The 18,199-nt window shown below is 70.6% G+C and carries 15 protein-coding genes and 1 pseudogene; 6 read left to right on the forward strand and 10 right to left on the reverse strand.

The window, feature by feature from the left end; genetic code table 11:
• Nucleotides 1-749: 749 nt before the first annotated feature.
• A complete protein-coding gene (locus AB0I76_RS00640) occupies nt 750-1,796 on the reverse strand; it encodes an alpha/beta hydrolase (protein ID WP_357027773.1) in 1,047 nt (348 codons plus the stop codon).
• Between AB0I76_RS00640 and AB0I76_RS00645 the strand changes: the two genes are divergently transcribed.
• A complete protein-coding gene (locus tag AB0I76_RS00645) occupies nt 1,752-2,699 on the forward strand; it encodes a WYL domain-containing protein (protein WP_357027776.1) in 948 nt (315 codons plus the stop codon). The two genes, AB0I76_RS00640 and AB0I76_RS00645, sit on opposite strands and share 45 nt — an antisense overlap.
• Before the next feature lie 420 nt (nt 2,700-3,119).
• The gene (locus AB0I76_RS00650; RefSeq protein ID WP_357027779.1) at nt 3,120-4,133 is read left to right on the forward strand and encodes a hypothetical protein; all 1,014 of its coding nucleotides are present in this window, start codon (nt 3,120-3,122) and stop codon (nt 4,131-4,133) included.
• Nucleotides 4,134-4,341: 208 nt separating this feature from the next.
• On the opposite strand, the gene AB0I76_RS00655 is transcribed toward AB0I76_RS00650, so the two are convergent.
• The 8 genes from AB0I76_RS00655 to AB0I76_RS00690 form a co-directional block, all read right to left on the reverse strand.
• Nucleotides 4,342-4,704, reverse strand: a complete 363-nt coding sequence (locus AB0I76_RS00655) for a YciI family protein (protein ID WP_334483554.1) — start codon at nt 4,702-4,704, stop codon at nt 4,342-4,344.
• Nucleotides 4,705-4,828: 124 nt separating this feature from the next.
• Nucleotides 4,829-5,293, reverse strand: a complete 465-nt coding sequence (locus AB0I76_RS00660) for a DUF5666 domain-containing protein (protein ID WP_357027782.1) — start codon at nt 5,291-5,293, stop codon at nt 4,829-4,831.
• Between the two features lie 10 nt (nt 5,294-5,303).
• Nucleotides 5,304-6,536, reverse strand: a complete 1,233-nt coding sequence (locus AB0I76_RS00665) for an ABC transporter permease (protein ID WP_357027785.1) — start codon at nt 6,534-6,536, stop codon at nt 5,304-5,306.
• Entirely contained in the window at nt 6,533-7,276 is a 744-nt protein-coding gene (locus tag AB0I76_RS00670) for an ABC transporter ATP-binding protein (RefSeq protein ID WP_357027788.1), read from the reverse strand. Before AB0I76_RS00670 ends, AB0I76_RS00665 begins: the two co-directional genes overlap by 4 nt.
• Complete coding sequence (locus AB0I76_RS00675; RefSeq protein ID WP_357027791.1) at nt 7,273-8,442, reverse strand: efflux RND transporter periplasmic adaptor subunit; 1,170 nt, start codon at nt 8,440-8,442, stop codon at nt 7,273-7,275. The genes AB0I76_RS00670 and AB0I76_RS00675 overlap by 4 nt, the downstream gene beginning before the upstream one ends.
• A 191-nt stretch (nt 8,443-8,633) precedes the next feature.
• Complete coding sequence (locus AB0I76_RS00680; protein WP_357027794.1) at nt 8,634-10,205, reverse strand: HAMP domain-containing sensor histidine kinase; 1,572 nt, start codon at nt 10,203-10,205, stop codon at nt 8,634-8,636.
• A 2-nt stretch (nt 10,206-10,207) separates the two neighbouring features.
• Nucleotides 10,208-10,927, reverse strand: coding sequence for a response regulator transcription factor (locus tag AB0I76_RS00685; RefSeq protein ID WP_357027925.1), 720 nt, complete (start codon nt 10,925-10,927; stop codon nt 10,208-10,210).
• 58 nt (nt 10,928-10,985) lie between these two features.
• Nucleotides 10,986-12,338 (reverse strand): efflux RND transporter periplasmic adaptor subunit, encoded by a 1,353-nt coding sequence (locus tag AB0I76_RS00690; RefSeq protein ID WP_357027797.1) that lies wholly within the window; start codon nt 12,336-12,338, stop codon nt 10,986-10,988.
• Between the two features lie 210 nt (nt 12,339-12,548).
• Here AB0I76_RS00690 and AB0I76_RS00695 point away from each other — a divergent pair, with 210 nt between their 5' ends.
• The gene (locus AB0I76_RS00695) at nt 12,549-12,917 is read left to right on the forward strand and encodes a hypothetical protein (protein WP_357027928.1); all 369 of its coding nucleotides are present in this window, start codon (nt 12,549-12,551) and stop codon (nt 12,915-12,917) included.
• 152 nt (nt 12,918-13,069) lie between these two features.
• A complete protein-coding gene (locus tag AB0I76_RS00700) occupies nt 13,070-14,293 on the forward strand; it encodes a carbohydrate-binding protein (RefSeq protein WP_357027800.1) in 1,224 nt (407 codons plus the stop codon).
• 62 nt (nt 14,294-14,355) lie between these two features.
• Here the strand turns inward: AB0I76_RS00700 and AB0I76_RS00705 are convergent, their stop codons facing one another.
• Nucleotides 14,356-14,874, reverse strand: coding sequence for a sigma-70 family RNA polymerase sigma factor (locus tag AB0I76_RS00705; RefSeq protein WP_357027803.1), 519 nt, complete (start codon nt 14,872-14,874; stop codon nt 14,356-14,358).
• Nucleotides 14,875-15,052: 178 nt separating this feature from the next.
• On the opposite strand from AB0I76_RS00705, the gene AB0I76_RS00710 reads away from it, so the two are divergent.
• On the forward strand, nt 15,053-15,838 hold the full coding sequence (locus AB0I76_RS00710) for a GerMN domain-containing protein (RefSeq protein WP_357027806.1): 786 nt from the start codon (nt 15,053-15,055) through the stop codon (nt 15,836-15,838).
• A 373-nt stretch (nt 15,839-16,211) separates the two neighbouring features.
• Nucleotides 16,212-18,196 (forward strand): annotated as a pseudogene (locus tag AB0I76_RS00715) (cellulase family glycosylhydrolase).
• The last annotated feature ends 3 nt before the right edge of the window (nt 18,197-18,199 follow it).

Genomic DNA, 18,199 nt, shown 5'->3' on the forward strand with positions numbered 1-18,199 from the left:
CGCGAGCAGAACCCCGCCAAGTTGGAAGGCGGCCCATCCGTCATCGCTGGTTGGTAGTTCGGGCCAGCCCAGTGCGCGGTAGAACGAGCGCAGGGCGCTGATGTCGCCCGCGCCGAGGGTGACGACGGACAGCCGGGAGGGGGCGCTGCTCATGCTGCCGATTATGCCTTCTCGCTGCCGCCACGTGGCCGTTGACATCAACGGCTGACGTCAACCGATAGCGATTCCTCATCGCGACATCCCGAGCCTATCCCGAGCGGACAGCGGCAGATCCGTGCACGTGATCTTCGTGCGCATGTCAGTGTGACGGCTGCATCCCAGGCCGAGGCGTAGCATGAAGCGGCTGTGTACGTCCGCCCGCGACGCTTACCGTGGGCCGGCCGGTAGGTTGTTTCGGGGAGAAACCCGATGTCGCCGAGATGTGGCAGGCCCATTGTGACCGCGCTGGTTTCCACCGCTGCTGCGCGACGCCGAGGTCGGCGACATCGATGCAGCCCTTCTTGATGCGGGGGCCGCAGGCTGCGTGAGCGCCTACTCCTGAGTCCTTGAGAGCACGGCGGCGGCCGTGATGCGCGACTGGAAACCGGCAGCCATCAATCGGATGGTCCATCGTGACGCGAGACGGACCGCCCAGACAAATGGACGGCGCATCCTGCGGGTTGGTGGCTGACGCCACCAACCCGCAGATGGCCAGCGACTACAATCCGCAAATCCTCAGCGGACAGTGAAGCGGATCTCCTGCTGCAGTGCTAGGCGGCATCCCGCTGGTCCAGCCACTTGAGAATCGCCTGGTTTGTTTCGTCCGGCTTTTCCTGCTGGATCCAATGACCGCAATCCAAACTGACCACTTCCACATTCGGCACGAAGTCTGTCAGTCTTTCGGACCTCGCGACCGTATCGCGGTCGCCGTAGATCATGAGGGTAGGTTGTCGGATGATTGGGTTCACGTCCGCCAGCAGACGCCAATTGCGGTCCAGGTTTCTGTACCAATTCAGACCGCCCGTGAAACCTGTTGATTCGAAGGCGGAGACGAAGACGGCCAGTTCGCTGTCGCTCATGATGGGCTTACCGAGTGGGGTTTCCATTCTGGCGAGGTTGATCAACGCATTGCCCGGCTGCGGCTGCGCGAGGGGCACGTCCTTCCGGTACATGTTCCGGAGGAACTGGAACGTGTTCTCCTCGAACACGGCGTCCGCGACGCCCGGCTGCCGGTTGAAGTGGACGAAATAGAAGTCGCTACCGAGCACATCCTCCATGAACTCGATCCAGGGCTTATCCCCGCGCTCGAGGTACGGCAGGCTCAGGTTGATCACCTTGTTGACACGGTTCGGGTGCAACAGGGTCAGGCCCCAGACGACGGCTGCGCCCCAGTCATGACCAACGAAGGTGGCATCGCCGTATCCGTAGTGATCGAGCAGTGCGACGAGGTCACCCGACAGGTGTGCGATGTCGTAGTCGGTGACTTCGGTCGGGCGGGACGAGTTGCCGTAACCTCGCTGGTTCGGGACGATTACGTGGTAGCCCGCTGCCGCGAGGGCGGGCATCTGATGGCGCCAGGAGAAGGCGTGCTCCGGCCAGCCGTGACAGAGCACGATGGGGTTCCCCGTGTTCTGCCGGCCGGCTTCGAAGACTTCGAGTTCCACACCGTTGACCGAAATGCGGGTGGGCTCGGGAAAATCGGTTGTCATGCCGGCATCTTGCCGACCGATACCGGTCACCTCCTGACCGGTTTTTGTGGAAGTGTTGTCGGAGTGCGCGCCGACCGGTTGATGGCCATCCTCCTTCTGCTGCAACATCGCGAGCAGGTGACAGCAGCGGAGGTCGCCCGGGAGTTGGAGATCTCCGAGCGCACCGCCCGCCGTGACCTCGACGCCCTGGGTATGGCCGGAGTCCCGGTGTACTCCATGCAGGGCCGAGGCGGCGGCTGGCGCCTCGTGGGCGGTGCCCGCACCGACCTGTCCGGGTTGACCGCAGGTGAGGCCCGCGCCCTTTTCCTGGTCGCCGGCCCGGTCTCGGCTGCGACGCCGGCCGTGAAAGCGGCGCTGCGCAAGCTCGTTCAAGCCCTGCCGGAACCCTTCCGGGTGCAGGCCGAGGCGGCAGCGTCGTCGCTCGTCATGGACCCGCAGCGATGGGGGGCGAGCCGGGCCGAGCCCCGACCGCCTCGCTTCCTCGACGCGCTCCAGGACGCGGTGATCCGCGGTGTCCAGGTCCGGCTCGGCTACGTCGACCGCGAGGGCACCGAAACCGAGCGAACCGTCCACCCGCTGGGCATCGTCGCCAAAGGCCCATCGTGGTACCTCGTCGCCAACACCGAGGCAGGTCGGCGGACCTTTCGGATCGACCGCGTTTCGTCCGCCGACCCGACCTGCGACCCCGCGCACCGGCCCGAGGACTTCGACCTTGCCGAGGGCTGGCGCGCGATCGCCGACGAGGTCGAGCGCAAACGAATGCCCCTCGAAGTCCGGGCGGTGTGCGCGCCCCAGGGGATAGGCGTGCTCCGGATGGGGTTCGGCGGTCGGCTCGAAGTGGGAGGTTCAAGGACCGACGGTCGCATTGAGGTCGTGATCCGCGGCAACGACGAATACATACTCGCTGGCGAACTTGCCGGGCTGGTCGAATGGATCGAGGTCACCGGCCCTCCGGGTGTGCGAGACCACCTAGCCTCGATCGGCAACACGCTCGTCGAGCGATACGGCTGAGACCGGCAGGACGTCGTACGGCAGGACGACAACCGAGGTCATCGGGCTCTACAGCCACCGACGAACTCCGACTGACCACACGCCACTACGACGAGACGAGCCCCATCTACGCGGCCCAGCTCCCCGTCTCCGTAACGACGAGCTGTGAGCGAGAATGCCGCTCGTCATCGACGCGGTAAGGAGCAGCAGCCGGGGCAGCACCCCAGCATGGGGCGACGTCGACGCACGCTCATCGGCAGGACCGCGCGCCGAGCATCGCCGCGCCCTCTGCCACGTACCGTGACGCCCGGTCGGCGGCATGTTGGGGCGTTGGGCGGCGCCTGAGACGCGAGCACGATCGCCCGCCGTCGGTCACTAGCGTGAGCCGGGTGATCCGAGGGAAGGCGCGGCGTGGAAGCTCCCGCTAGGCTCGCGCCGGTGATGACCCGGACAACCCCTGCACGGCCTCTGGATCTCAGTGAATTGTTCTCCGGCGTCAACGCGTTTGCGCGAACCGCGACGCGGCTGCATCCGCGGCCCGGCGACCCCGACGTGGGAGGAAGCCACGTCGGCGGGAGGTTGTTGTGGCCCGCCGATGAGCCGTGGCCGGTCTGCGCAGGGCCGCACGTTGTTCGCCAGGAGACCCCGATTGCGCCGGATCTCGTCGCCCGGATGCAGGCGGGAGACTGGGCCGCGATGCAGCAGCTGGCTCGGGACGTTCCCGGCTTCGCCGGAACGATGACCACGGACCAGGGCTCGGTCGCGATCGGCTCCGTGACCGTGTCCGAGCCGACGCCGAGCCCGATGGTGGCGGTGGCCCAGTTGCACGCCGCCGATGTTGCGGATCTGCGCTGTCCCGATGACGCCGATCTGTTGCAGGTGCTGTGGTGCCCGAATCAGCACCGCGACGGGGACTATGCGGGACCGGCAGTCCAACTGCGGTGGCGCACGGCTAGCGGCGTCACGACCATGCTGCCCACCCCGCCGCCGCCCACTGTCGCTCGCGAGGAGGACTATCTGCCCCGTCCGTGCGCTCTACACCCGGAACAGGTCGTCGAGTATCCCTGGTGGCAGGAGCTACCGGCGGAGTTGGGCCAACGGATCCGGCAGTGGGACGACAGCCGTCAGTTTGGTGAGGAGACCTACTTCTCCGTGTCACAAGCGCCGGGGTGGAAGGTCGGCGGATACGCAAACTGGGAGGTGTCCGATCTGCGGCCGATGGACTGCCCTAACTGCCGCCAGCGCATGGACCTGCTGCTCACCATCAGCTCCAGCGAATCCGACGGTGGGAGCTGGATGCCGGTGGAGGAATCCCACCTGCAGCCGTCGTGGACCGACCCCCAGTGGAGGGCCGTCAACGAGCCAACCGGTATCACGGTCGGCCGCCGCGGCGACCTTCGGATCTTCGCCTGCTTCAAGTGCCCGGCAACGCCATACAGGCTAAACCTGCAGTGACCAGCCCGGACCGACGCCGTCTCCTCGCCAGCGAGCGACCCGCGGCAGATGAGTACGGCGAAGCGCTTTCGTCGGCCGGCTCCGGGGGCGGCACTTTTCTGGCCGCCCCCGTGTCTGGTCAAATCCTTGCCGATACCGCAGCAGCGACGTCGCCCCGGTGCCGGCCTGGCCACGCCTCGGCTCAAGCCTCAGCTGACGAGTGACGATCTCATCCCTGCAAGACGCGCCGCGGCTTGAACCGGCGAACCTCCTGCGGCCAGCCGCATGCCTCCGCGATTTTGCCAGCCCACATCCGGGCGGTCGCCTCATCCGGCACGTCCACGATGGTCAGGCCACCCAGGAACTCCTTGCTCTCGACATAGGGCCCGTCGGTGAAGACCATCGCACCGCTTGTGGCGTCTGCGCTGAAGACCGGGCCGTCCTCTTCCTCCAGGCCCCCGGCGAAGACGAATGCCCCGGCGGCCTTGATCTCGTCAACAACCGCCCTGGCGAGTGGACCGCGCCCGCGGAACCACTCCTCGGTGTGGTCACCCACCCACTGCTGATTGAAGTAGATGAGGTACTCAGGCATATCCGCTCCCTCTGATCGTCCGGACCCGACGTCCGTCTCTGCATACGCTACGAACGGCATCCGGCAGATCCGACACTCTCCAGCTTGATTTCTGTCAACCGGTCAACCGTCGCACTCACATCGGCTACTTCTGTTGGGTGATCGTGGCGGCTGAGATTTCGCCGCTCTGCATGTTCCCGGTCACCACGACGGTGTCGCCGGCCTGGAGGTCCTTGAGCGCGCCGGGCAGCCGGACCTGCGTACCGTCGTCGGTCTGCACGGTGACCACCTCGCCGGACTCGCGCCGGATCTTCATCGTGTTCCCGTCGATGTCGGTGACGGTGCCGGTGGTGGCCGGGGTGGCGGTGGCTGCCGGGGGAGCGGCGCCACCGCCACGGGCACCGCCGCCGCGGGCCCCACCGGCGGGTCCGTCGACCGCCGCCCCGCGCCCCGTCGGCGCGGGCGCGGTATCCGGTCCGTATGCCTGCTGCGCCTGGGCGCCGCCGGCGAAGCCGCCGACGAGCAGCAGCGCTGCCATGAGCCACGGGGTGGCCCGATTCCGCCAGGGGCGGGGTCCGGCGGCGAGAGCGGTGTCCAGATCGGTCGTCATGCTTCACCTGTCATTCGTAGCGGAGTGCGTCGATGGGGCGCAGGCCGGCGGCGCGGCTGGCGGGGACACTGCCGAAGAACAGCCCGATCGCGACGGAGACGCCCAGGGCCAGTGCGACGGAGCTGGGCACGATCACCGGTTGCACGCCGACGATGGTGAACCGGCTGCCGATGAGTGCGGCGGCCACGCCGAGGCCGCCGCCGAGGACGCTGAGCATGGTCGCTTCGGCGAGGAACTGGGTGAGGATCGTGCGTCGGGGTGCGCCGAGGGCCTTGCGGATGCCGATTTCCCGGGTTCGCTCGGTGACGGTCACCAGCATGATGTTGGTGATGCCGATGCCGCCGACGAGCAGGCTGATGCCGGCGACGGTGCCGAGCAGGACGGTGAAGGTCTGTGCGGTCTCGGTGCGGGTGGCGAGGAGTTGGGCGGCGTTCTGGATCCGGTACGGCGCGGCACCCGCGCCACCTCCGCCGCGGCCGGTGGCGGTGGTGCCGGCCGGCAGCTTGAGACGTTGGTTGAGGATCTGGGTGACCTGTTGCTGTGCGGCGTTCACGCGGTCCGGGCCGGTGGCCTCGACGAGGATGGAGTTCACCGGGCCGTACCCGGTGAGGGCCTGCTGCACGGCGGTGAGCGGGGCGACGGCGAGGTCGTTGGGGTCGGAGAAGCCGGACGCCGAACTCTTCTCGGCGAGGACTCCGACGACGGTGAACAGGGCGCCGCCGACGGTGACCTGCTGGCCGACCGGGTCGGTGTCGGCGAACAGTTCGGTGGCGACGGTCCGGCCGAGCACGACCACCCGCAGCCCCTGGGCCACGTCCTGGTCCGTGAAGGCGGTGCCGGCGACCAGTGGGCTGTTCGACGAGCCGAAGTAGGTCGGGTGGGTGCCGAGGAACTGCGCCACCGGGTGCTCGGTCCCGGCGTGGGCCATCGTCGGGGCGGTGCTGACCACCGGTGAGACCGCCCGGACGTCGGGGGCGAGTGCCGGATCGTGCAGGGACTGCGCGATGTCGACCGTGAGTGGCGATGGCGTCGTCCCGCCGCGGGCGGTGCTGGACACGGTGATGGTGTTGGTGCCCAGCGCCTCGATGCTGCGGTTGACGGCCTGGGCGGAGCCGTTGCCGACGGCGACCAGCAGGATGACGGCGGCGACGCCGATGAGGATGCCGAGCATGGTCAGCGCCGAGCGCAGCTTGTTGGCGGCGACGCCGCGGCCGGCGAAGCGGAGGATCTCCAGCAGGCTCACCGGGCACCGTCCTGTCGTACGTCGGTGGTGATCCGCCCGTCGAAGAGGGTGACCAGCCGACGTGCCCGGGCGGCAACCTCCGTCTCATGGGTGATCATGACGATGGTGCGGCCGGCGGTGTGCAGCTGGTCGAGGATGGCCAGCACCTCCTCGGTGGAGTGGCTGTCGAGGTTTCCGGTGGGTTCGTCGGCGAGGATCAGCGCGGGCTCGGTGACCAGGGCACGAGCGACGGCGACGCGTTGCTGCTGCCCGCCGGAGAGCTGGTTCGGCTCGTGGTCGGCCCGGCCGGCGAGACCCACCATGTCCAGGGCCGCGAGGGCCCGCCGGCGTCGCTCGGCCGGCTTGACGCCGGCGTACGCCAACGGCAGCTCGACGTTGGCCACGGCCGAGGTGCGGGGAATGAGGTTGAACGACTGGAAGACGAATCCGATCCGGCGGTTGCGGACCAGGGCCAGCCGGGCGTCGTCGAGTCGGCTGACGTCGACCCCGTCCAGGCGGTAGGTGCCGGCGCTGGGTACGTCGAGGCAGCCGAGGATGTTCATCAGCGTCGACTTGCCGGATCCGGAGGAACCCATGATGGCCACGTAGTCGCCGGCCGCGACGGTCAGCGACACGCCGCGCAGCGCGTGCACGGTTGCCTCGCCCTGCCCGTACACCTTGGTCAGGTCCCGGACGTCGAGCACCGGACGGTTCGGGCCCTCGGTGGTGCGGTGAGCTCCGTCGACCAGGTAGAGGGTCACCGGTTGCCCCGCCCGCCGCCACCGGTCAGGCCGCCGCCCGCCGGCCCACCCCGACCACCGCCACCGGTGCTCGTGTCGGCGCCGCCGGTGCTGGGCAGCACGACCCGGTCACCTTCGGTCAGGCCGGAGGTGATCTCGACGAGTTGGTCGCCGCGCAGGCCCACCTCGACCGAACGGACGACCGGGGTGCCGTTGTCCAGGACGGTCACCGTGTGCCGGTTGCCGGCGCTGGTGACCGCGAGGGCTGATACCGCGACGACGTTCTCGGCCGTGTCGAGGGTGACGGTGACCTGCACGCTCTGGCCGGGCCGGGCCGCCTGGGGACGGTCCTTCAGGCTCAGGGTGACGCCGTAGGTCACCACGTCGTTGGCGGTGGTGGCGTTCGGGTCGATCGCGGCGAGCGTCGCCTCGGCGGTGGTGCCGGGCAGCGCGTTCCAGCTGACCGTGGCGGGCATGCCCGCCTTGAGCCGGGTCGCGTCGGCCTCGGGAACCGCGGCGCTGACCTCCAGCCGGGTCAGATCGGCGATCTGCACGAGTCCGTCGCCTCCCGGACCGGATGGGGTGCTGCCGGCCCCGGAGGCGCCGCCCCCGGTCGCGCCGCCGGTGGCCGCGCCGCCCGCCGAGGTGCCGGAGTCCCCGACGCTGCCGTTGACGGCCACCACGGTGCCAGCGATCGGCGCGGTCAGGGTGGCGCCGTCGACCTTCTCCCGCGCTGCGGCGACCTTCAGCTCCGCCTGGGTCACCGCGGCCTCCGACTGGGCGGTCGAATCGTCTGCTCCTGCCGCCCGGTCCGCCGCATCCCGCGCCGCGTCCAGGTCGGCCTCGGCCGCCGCGAGCTCCCGCTTCGCGGCCGAGGCGTCGACCCGGGCCAGCACCTGGCCCTCCTTCACCGAGTCGCCGACGGCGACGGTGATCTCCGTGATCGGCCCGGCGGTGGCGAAGGTCGCGCTCGCGGTCGCCGCGCTGCGCACCGATCCGGGTACGGACACCGCGGACGTCACCGTCGCCCGGCTCACCGGCACCGTCCGGGCCTCGCCGGCAGCCGCCGTCTCCGGTCCGGTGAACGCGGTGTACGCCCAGCCGCCCGCGAGCAGCACCGCCACGGCGAGGCCGGTGTTGACGAGCAGGGACGGGCCGCGGGCAGGGATGAGTCGTCGCACACGCATGCCCGACAGCCTGGGGGTGGCGGCTCGGAGCGGACCCGGCGCAACCTCGGAGCCGGCTCGGAGTCGGCGACGGTCAGCTGTCGGCGAGGAAGTCCTCGATCCCGTGCCGGATGTCGTCCCTGTTGTCGTCCTGCGTCAGGGTCGGAGCGGGCTCCGGGTCCGCTGGACGTTGCCGGACAGCCGCCGGTGGGTCAGCTGTGCATGGTGCGCAGCAGGTCGACCAGTTCGTCGCGGTCGGCGTCGGGCACCGAGGGCAGCAGGACCCGGAAGGTGGCCCCCCGGCCGGGGGCGGTGAGCAGCTCGACCCGGCCCTGGTGTCCCCGCACGAGGGCCGCCACGATGGACAGGCCGAGGCCGGACCCGCCGCTGCCGCGGGTCCGGCTCGGATCGGCGCGGTAGAGCCGCTCGAAGACCCGTACGGCCTGGTCGGCGGGGAGCCCCGGCCCGTCGTCGGTCACCTCCAGCACCGCGGCCGGCGTTGCGGCGGGCAGCGGGTCTCCCACGGCCGTGACGGGCGGCGGTCCGGCAGGTGTACGGCGCAGCCGCCCGGCGCGGACCGTCACGCGGGCCTGCGGTGGCGTGTGCTGCAGGGCGTTGTTGAGCAGGTTGGCGGCCACCTGGCGCAGCCGGTGCTCGTCGCCGGTGACCATCACCGGTTCGAACCCGTCGTTGTCGTCGAGGGCCGCCAGGCGGATCCGCCGTTGGGGCGCGCGGGCATGCGCGTCGCGGACACTGTCGGCGGCGACGGCCAGCAGGTCGACCGGTCGGCGTCGCAGGGGGCGTTCGTGGTCGAGCTGGGCGAGCAGCAGGAGGTCCTCGACGAGCAGGCCCATCCTTGCGGCTTCGGCCTCGATCCGAGCCATCGTCTCGTCCAGCTCCGGGCCCGGTGGCGTTCCGCCACGGCGGTAGAGCTCGGCGAACCCGCGGATGGAGGTCAGCGGCGTGCGCAGCTCGTGAGAGGCGTCGGCGATGAACTGCCGCAGCCGCCGCTCCGACTCGCGGCGGGCGGCGACCTCGGTGGAGATCCGGTCCAGCATCAGGTTGAGCGCCCCACCGAGCCGGCCCGGCTCGGTGTGCGGATCGGCGTCGGGCACCCGGCGGGACAGGTTACCCCCGGTGATCTGCGCCGTGGTCTGCTCCATCCGGGTCAGCGGCCGAAGGCCGAGCCGGACCACCACCGCGGCGAGCGACGCCAGCAGCATCAGGACGACCACGATCACGACCGCGTCGATCAGCAGCAGCAGGTCGGTGGTCTCCTCGACCTCGCGCAGCGACACCGCCAGCACCGCGATACCCCGGTCGTCGCCGCGCTCGACCACCAGGACCCGCCAGGCGGCTGTGCCGTCGGCCGCCCCGACGGTGTACGGGCGGGTGTCGGTGGCACGAGCGACCAGCCTGTCGTACGGCTCGACCACCGGCACCCTTGTCGACTCGTCGGAGCGCCGGACGTCCTCCAGGCTGCCGTCCGGGCCGTACAGCAGCACCACCTGCTCCGGACCGAGCCGGGCGCGCGGCAGCACCCGGGTGCGCTCGCGCGGGTCGTAGGTCGGGACGGTGTCCCGGGTGAACGGCCGGCTGACCGCGGTGAGCTGGTCGTCGATGCGGTCGGTGAGGGTCCGGCGCAGCAGCACCAGCCCGGCCGTGTTCGCCACCACCAGCGCCAACGCGGTCAGCGTCGCCACGACCACGACCAGCCGGGCCCGCAGCGTCCACCGCCCCCAGCGGCGCGGTCGCCGCAGTCGGACGGCGCGACGGCGTCCCACCGTCACCCACCCCCGGTGCGAGGCACTCGCAGCGTGTAGCCGACACCCCGCACGGTGTGGACCAGCGGTGGAGCCTGCACGTCGATCTTCTTGCGCAGGTAGTAGATGTACGACTCGACGATCCGTCCGTCGCCGCCGAAGTCGTAGTTCCACACCCGGTCGAGGATCTGCGCCTTGCTGACCACCCGTCCGGCGTTGACCATCAGGTACCGCAGCAGGTTGAACTCGGTCGGCGACAGCTCGACGACCCGGCCGCCACGGCGGACCTCGTGAGCGTCCTCGTCCAGTTCGAGGTCGGCGTAGCGCAGCACGCCGTCCTGCGCCAGCGCGTCGTCGGCGCGGCTGCGGCGCAGGATCGCCCGGATCCGCAGCACCACTTCCTCCAGGCTGAACGGCTTGGTCACGTAGTCGTCCGCCCCGACCGTCAGTCCGGAGATGCGGTCCTCCACCGTGCCCCGCGCGGTGAGGAACAGCACCGGCACCCCGGCCCCCGTGCCGCGCAGCCGCCGGGCGACCTGGAAGCCGTCGAGGTCGGGCAGCATCACGTCGAGCACCACCAGGTCCGGATCGAACTCCTCGGCCAGGGCCAACGCCTCATGGCCGCCGCCGGCCACCCGGACGTCGAACTCGACCAGTCGCAGTGTCGCCGAGAGCAGGGCACGGATGTTCTCCTCGTCGTCGACGACGAGCACACGGGTACGGCGATCAGACACGGTTGCCAGGTCTATCCGTGCAACCTCGGAGCGAGCTGGGAGCGACCTGTCCCGGACCTGAGCGTAATCATTTGGCGGCGAGAATCAGGTCACCCTCGGCGAGGCCGGACCTGATCTCCACGAACTGGTCCCCGCGGACACCGATCACGACGGCGCGTGGTTCGGCCGCGCCGGCGAGCAGCACGGCGCCCGAACCGTCAGGTCGTACCTCGACCGCGGCGGCCGGGACCCGCAGCACGTCCGCGACGGTGGCGATCTGGATCCGCACGGCGGCGCTCTGTCCGATCAGCAGATCGCCCGGAGCGTCGTCCAGCGCGAGCCGGACTCCGAACCGGACCACCTGACCGTCGCTGGCGCCGACCGGGTCCAGCTGAACCACCTCGGCGTCCAGGTCGGTGCCGGACCGTCCGGCCGGGGTCACCGTGGCGGTCTGCCCCACCGCGATCTGCCCGGCGTCGGCTTCCGGGAAGGTCGCCGTGACCTGCATCCCCTCGACGACCGCCAGTTCGACGAAGCGCACACCCGCGGACACCCGGGTTCCCACCGGCCCGGCCACCGACAGCACCCGGCCGGCGACCGGCGCGGTGATGGTCGTACCGGCCAGCCGGTCCTCCGCCTCGGCCAGGGCCAGCTGTGCGGCGGTCACCTGCTGGTGCGCCCGCAGCAGCGGGTCGGCGCCGGCGGCGTTCCCACCCGGTCCCGAACCACCCGGCTCCGTCGGGCAACCTCGCGGGCCTGCCGGCGCCGGGGCCGTCGCGGTAGCCGCTGGCCCCTTCCCGGTTCCGCTCGGCGAGGGCTTGACGGGGGAGACCGACGAACCCGTGGGAGCCGGTGTGGCCGACGGTGTGGGGGACGGCGAGGACTGGTCGGGGTCGGGTTTCGGTGTGGGTGACCCGGTGTCGCCCGATGGCGTCGTCCGGACGGTGTCGCCCGCCGTGCCGGCGGCAGCCGCACCTCCCGCGCCGTCTCCCCGCGTGGCCGAAACGGGCGACGTGACGCACGCGAGGGTGTCCGGTTCATCCTCGACCTCGAGGTCGTCGAGCGCGGCCCGCGCGTCGGCCAGTGCCTGCTCCGCGCGCGTCACCTCGGCGTGGGCCTCGCCGTCGTCGAGCACCGCGAGCACTTGTCCGGCGGTGACGTCGGCCCCCGGGCGGACCCGGACCTCGGTCACGGTGCCGGGGGCGGTGAACGCCAGTCCACGGCTCGCCGCGGGCCGTACCGAGCCGGTCGCGGCGACCGCCGAGGTCACCTCACCCCGGTCCACCCGCACGGTGGCCGCCGGCGTTCCGGTCCGGTCGGCGCCGTCGGAGAACGCGGCCGCCCCCGCCACGACGGTGACCGCGACCAGCGTGACGGTGGCGCCGACGGCGGGTACCGGCCGGCGCCGGACCGCCCGCCACACATGCAGGTGGATGCCCATGGCAGCCGATCGTCGACCCACTCCCTGACAGTGGACTCGGCCGCACCTCGGAGTTACCTCACAGCCCGACACTCCGAGGCGACTCCCAGGCCCGTCGGAGCGACGCCGGAGGTTGGTCGTCTCTGCTGACCCCGTCGCGCGGGCGTGGGCCCGCACCCGAGACCCGAGGAGAGCCACATGCCCCGCATCCATCGACGGCCGGCCCTGACCGTGGCGGTCGGCGCCGCCCTGCTCGCACTCGCGGCCGGCTGCGGCGGCGAGCCGGCGGCCGAGCAGTCGCAGCCGACCCAGCCGGCGTCCGGCGGGCTGGCCGCGTACGCGGCGTGCCTGCGTGAGCAGGGTATCGACGTACCCGAGGACCTGCCCTCGGCCCGACCCGGCCGCAGCGGGCAGGCGGACCGGACCGCCCGACCGACCACCCGACCCACCGTCAGGCCCTCCGGCCAGCCGGGCGAAGGGAACCGCCAGGGCGGGCAGGAGGCGCTACGGCCGGCCGATGTCGACGACGCCACCTGGGCACGCGCCCAGCAGGCATGCGAGGGCTCACGTCCGCAGGGCGGCCGGCGCGGAGACGGCTGACCCGAGCGCGGTGTGCCGGGGCAGAGGACCTGTCGTGGCGGCGAAACCTTCCACCGCGGGGCGGAGTGTCTGTCTGCGAGCCGCCCGACCGGGACCGACAGCACCCGGTCCCGGCCGGACGGCGACCACCCCTCGTACCGGAAGGACCCCTGATGCCACGGATCACCCGTCCCGGCCTCGCGGCCGCAGCCTGCGCCCTCGGGCTCGGCGTCGCCGTCGCCCTGACCGGGCAGCCCGCGCAGGCCGCGCCGCCCGCCCTCGACTTCGGCTGTGAGCGGATCGCCTGGAGTTCGGACGGCAACTACCACGACCGCGACGACATCGGCGCGTCCGCGATGGCCCTGGCGCTGCTCGCCGAGAAGGGCCAGCAGTCCCGGCTCGTGCACTGGGACTACAACTCGCACCTCGGCAGCTCCACCGCGAGCTGGGAGCGGGACATGGTCACCGCCACCGAGGGCGTCGCGGGGCAGTTCGGCTACGACGTCGCCGGCATCTTCCGCAACAGCCAGACGAACCTCGACGCCGCGGTGACCCACCTCCGCTCGGCGGTCGACGCCTCCACCGCCATCAACACCCTCTGCCTCGTCGGCGCCGGCCCGATGGGTGTCGTGTACCGGGCGTTGCAGGGCTCGAACAGCGCCGCGCGTCAGCACGTCACCCTGATCTCGCACTCGGACTGGAACAACAACCACGACGACGACGACAACCGGTGGAACCTCGCCGACATCCGTCGCGACTTCCCGCAGGTCAGGTACACGCGGATCCCGGATCAGAACGCCGGTCTGGGCACCGGCGGCGGCGAGGAGAAGTGGGCCTGGATGGCCAACAACTCCGACCAGCGGCTGCGCTACGTGCACAACGTGGTCAACAACATCATGAACAAGAAGGGCGACGTCTCCGACGCCGGAATGATGTACTACCTGATCACCGGCGACGACGCCGGCAACGCCAACAAGCTGCGTACCTTCCTCACCACCTCGGGGGGAGGTGGAAGTTCCGCGGAGACGGTGCAGGGTGAGTCGTACACGTCGCACTCCGGCGTCCGGTTGGCGTTCCACAGCGCGGCGCAGGGCGGTGCCACGGCGGGCTACCTGCACGACGGCGACTGGGCCGGCTACGCCCAGGTGTCCACGACTGGCCGGACCGAGTTCTCCGCAAGGGTGGCCTCCGGCACCTCCGGCGGCACCATCGAGGTACGGGCCGGCTCGGCGACCGGCCCGCTACTCGGCTCGGTCGACGTGCCTGCCACCGACGGCTGGACGACCTACCGGACCGTCTCGACGTCGCTGTCGGGCACCGGAACCGGGCCGCTGCACCTGGTCTACACCGGTGGCGCGGGCTTCCTCTTCGACGTGGACAGCGTCACCGTGAGCTGAGCACGGTCGGGCCCTTTCCAGGGTGGGGTGCGGCGGTGACGCCGCACCCCACCCGGCTCCGCTCAGGGGCGAAGGTGTGCGAGGAGATCCTCGGCTCCGGTCGTCTCGTCCACTCGGAGCGCCGCGTGCAACTGCTGCCTGCCCCGCCGCAGCCACGTCTTGACGGTGTTCTCCGGAACGCCCAGCTCGGTAGCCACGTCCCGCACGGAGAGGTCGACGACATAGTGCAGCACCAATGCCTGCCGGTGCCGTACCGGCACCGCCCGCAGGGCCTCGGCGACGGCAACACCGTCAGTGCTGTCGCCATCGTGGACCCGGTCGCTGCCGAGGCGCAGCAGGGCGGCCGCGCCGCGCAGCGCCTTGCGGCGCCGGGAGAAGGCGAGGTTGAACGCGACCCGCCGCACCCACGCCTCCGGCGCCTCGTACCCGCTGATCTTCGTCCACCGGGGCAGCGCACGGGAGAACGCCTCCTGGGCAAGCTCCTCGGCGTCGTGGCGGTTGCCGGTCAGCACGAACAGCTGGCCCACCAGCCGACGGTACGTCGCCAGGTAGAACTCGGTGAACTCCCGATCTGTCGACATCGGACCTCTCGACACCTGTCGCAACGCGCGCATCCCCGATTCGGGCGCTTACCGTGCGGCGACCATCCGACCTGGACGCTGTCGTACTCATCCGCTTAAATAACGATCGCACCGTATGTGATTAATGCGGCAGCGTCAAACGGTAGAGTGGCGTCGGCTACGCCCAGGGGAGATGACGGTGACTGACGGAATTCCGGACGCGGAGGCGACGCGTGACGCGCTGCGCCGGATGGCCGGGACCGCCGCCGACACCGCACGTCCACCGGATCTGAGCGACCTGCGCCACCGTGCACGCCGTCGCCGCGTCCGCTCCGTCGCCGCAGCCGGCCTGGTCGCCGCGGCGATGGTGGCCGTTCCCGTCGTCACGGCCGTGGTGGCCACACCAGCCGGTGAGCCACAGGTCGCCGCTCCCGTGCCGACGGCTCCCACCATCCCGCCGCCCGCATCGTCGGCCACGCCGCCCCGTCCGTCCGATGTCCCGTCCACCGCGACGGCGAGCGCCCAGGCGACGGAGACCGGCGGCCCGATCCAACCGGCGACCGAGCCGACCACCGGCACCCGCCGGGTGAAGCTGTTCCTGCTGCGTGAGCAGGCCGGCCAGCGCTGCCCGCAGGTCGTCACGGTGACCCGGGAGGTCCCGGCCCGCGGCGTCGCCAAGGAGGCCCTGCGGGCGCTGCTCGACGGCCCCACGCCGGCCGATCGCGCGGCCGGCCTGACCAGCGCCTTCGACGGTGACGCCCACCGCTTCCGCTATCTCAAGCTGGACGGGACGAACGCGCGGGCCGACTTCACCGAGCTCGACGGCATCCTGGCCCCGAACGACAGCTGCGAGAAGACCAAGCTGCTGGAGCCGATGCGCCGCACCCTGGAACAGTTCGGCTGGATCGAGCAGGCACGGTTCTCCATCCGTGGCGACCAGCGAGCCTTCTACGTCGACGTGCTGCACGACCGGGTTCCCGACTGACGACCCGTGCCTGACCGCATCCCGTGACGGCTGCGATCGACGCGTGAAACCCCAGGCGTCGGTGCGGAGTGTTCACCAGCATCGAGGCCTGCCCGAGTCGGCGGGTGCTACCCGCCGATCACGGCTTGCTCGTGGCGCATGAGAGACGTCGCCGCGTCACGCCAGTGCTTAGACGCCGTGCGGCCAAGCACGGACTGGCGCTAATTGCGGCGTACTTGACCGGTAAACCGGTTAAGTGCCTTCTGTGGAAATACGTCCCTTCCGTTAGGCCGTCGCGGGACCTATCGTGGTCGATGGAAGCGCTCCCATGGGTCGGGTTCGCCTTCAGGCGTCCTGGCCGATCTCCACGGCCATCACCACAAGGAGTTTCACCATGCTGGCAAGATCGAAATTGCGGGCCATTGGCGTAGCCGCCGCTGCCGTCCTCGGGCTGGCTGCCAGCTCCGCCGTCCCGGCCGCGGCCGCACCCGAGTCGGGCGGGTCAGCCGTCCAGGCAGAGGCGGTGCCGGCGGCCGACTGGCTGCACACCGACGGCAACAGGATCGTCGACTCCGCCGGCAACCGGGTCTGGCTGACGGGCGTCAACTGGTTCGGCTTCAACGCCACCGAGCGCGTCTTCCACGGGCTCTGGGGCGGCAACATCGAGTCCATCACCAAGGGCATGGCCGACCGGGGGATGAACATCGTCCGGGTGCCGGTCTCCACCCAGCTGCTGCTGGAGTGGAAGGCCGGCCAGACGGTGATGCCGAACGTCAACCTGTCGGCCAACCGGGAGCTGGCCGGCCTGAACAACCTGCAGATCTTCGACTACTGGCTCGACCTGTGCGAGAAGTACGGCCTGAAGGTCATGATCGACGTGCACAGCGCCGAGGCCGACAACTCGGGCCACATCTATCCGGTGTGGTGGAAGGGCACGATCACCCCGGAGAAGTTCTACCAGGGCTGGGAGTGGATCACCGCCCGGTACCGGACCAACGACACCGTCGTCGCGATGGACATCAAGAACGAGCCGCACGGCCAGCCGAACGAGTCGCCGCGCGCCAAGTGGGACGGCACCACCGACCAGGACAACTTCAAGCACGCCTGCGAGACGGCCGGCCGGCGCATCCTGGCCATCAACCCGAACCTGCTGGTCCTCTGCGAGGGCATCGAGGCGTACCCCCGCCCCGGCAAGACCTGGGACTCGCCGAAGACCAACCCCGACCTGAGCCCCAACTACTACAACAACTGGTGGGGCGGCAACCTGCGTGGCGTCGCCCAGCACCCGGTCGACCTCGGTGCCAACCAGGACCAGCTGGTCTACTCCCCGCACGACTACGGACCGCTGGTCTACGAGCAGCCCTGGTTCCAGGGCGAGTTCGACAAGACCTCGCTGACCAACGACGTGTGGCGGCCCAACTGGCTCTACATCCACGAGAACGACACGCCCCGCTGCTGGTCGGCGAGTGGGGCGGCCGGCTCGGCCAGGACGCCCGGCAGGACAAGTGGCTCAAGGCCCTGCGCGACCTGATGGCGGAATACGAGATCCACCACACCTTCTGGTGCCTCAATCCGAACTCCGGCGACACCGGCGGCCTCCTGCTGGACGACTGGACCACCTGGGACGAGACCAAGTACACCCAGGTGCTCAAGCCGGTGCTGTGGCAGCACAACGGCAAGTTCGTCAGCCTCGACCACCAGGTGCGCCTGGGCGGCGTCAACTCCACCACCGGCATCAGCCTCACCGAGCGCTACGCCGACGGCAGCGAGGACGACGACGTCGCCCCGACCGCTCCGGGACGGCCCACGGCCAGCAACCTGACCGCCAACGCCGTCACCCTCGACTGGGCGGCGTCGACCGACAACACCGGTGTCACCTCCTACGAGGTGCTGCGCGCCACCGGCACCGGCCCGGCGACGGTGGTCGCCACCGTCTCGGGCACCTCGTACCGGGCGGGCAACCTGTCTGCCGAGACGAGCTACACCTTCACCGTCCGGGCTCGTGACGCGGCCGGCAACGTCTCCGCACCCTCACCCGGTCGCACCGTCACCACCCTTCCCGGCGCCGGCGGCGGCACCGACGGCTGTGCTGCGACGTACACGGTGACCAATGCCTGGCAGGGAGGCTTCCAGGGCCAGATCGAGGTGAAGAACACGGGCACCACCGCGACCGGCAGCTGGCGGGTCACCTGGACCAACCCGGCCGGGACCGCGATCTCCTCGGTGTGGAACGGACAGTGGACCGCATCCGGCGGTAGGAACACCGTCACCAACGAGCCGTACAACGGCAAGCTGGCGCCGGAGGCCACCACCGTCTTCGGCTTCACCGGCACAGGTGCGGGCACCACTCCGGCCGACCTGACCTGCGCCGCGTCGTGACCG

It is taken from the genome of Micromonospora sp. NPDC049799, from assembly GCF_040656655.1.
In the GTDB taxonomy this organism is placed as follows: domain Bacteria; phylum Actinomycetota; class Actinomycetes; order Mycobacteriales; family Micromonosporaceae; genus Micromonospora.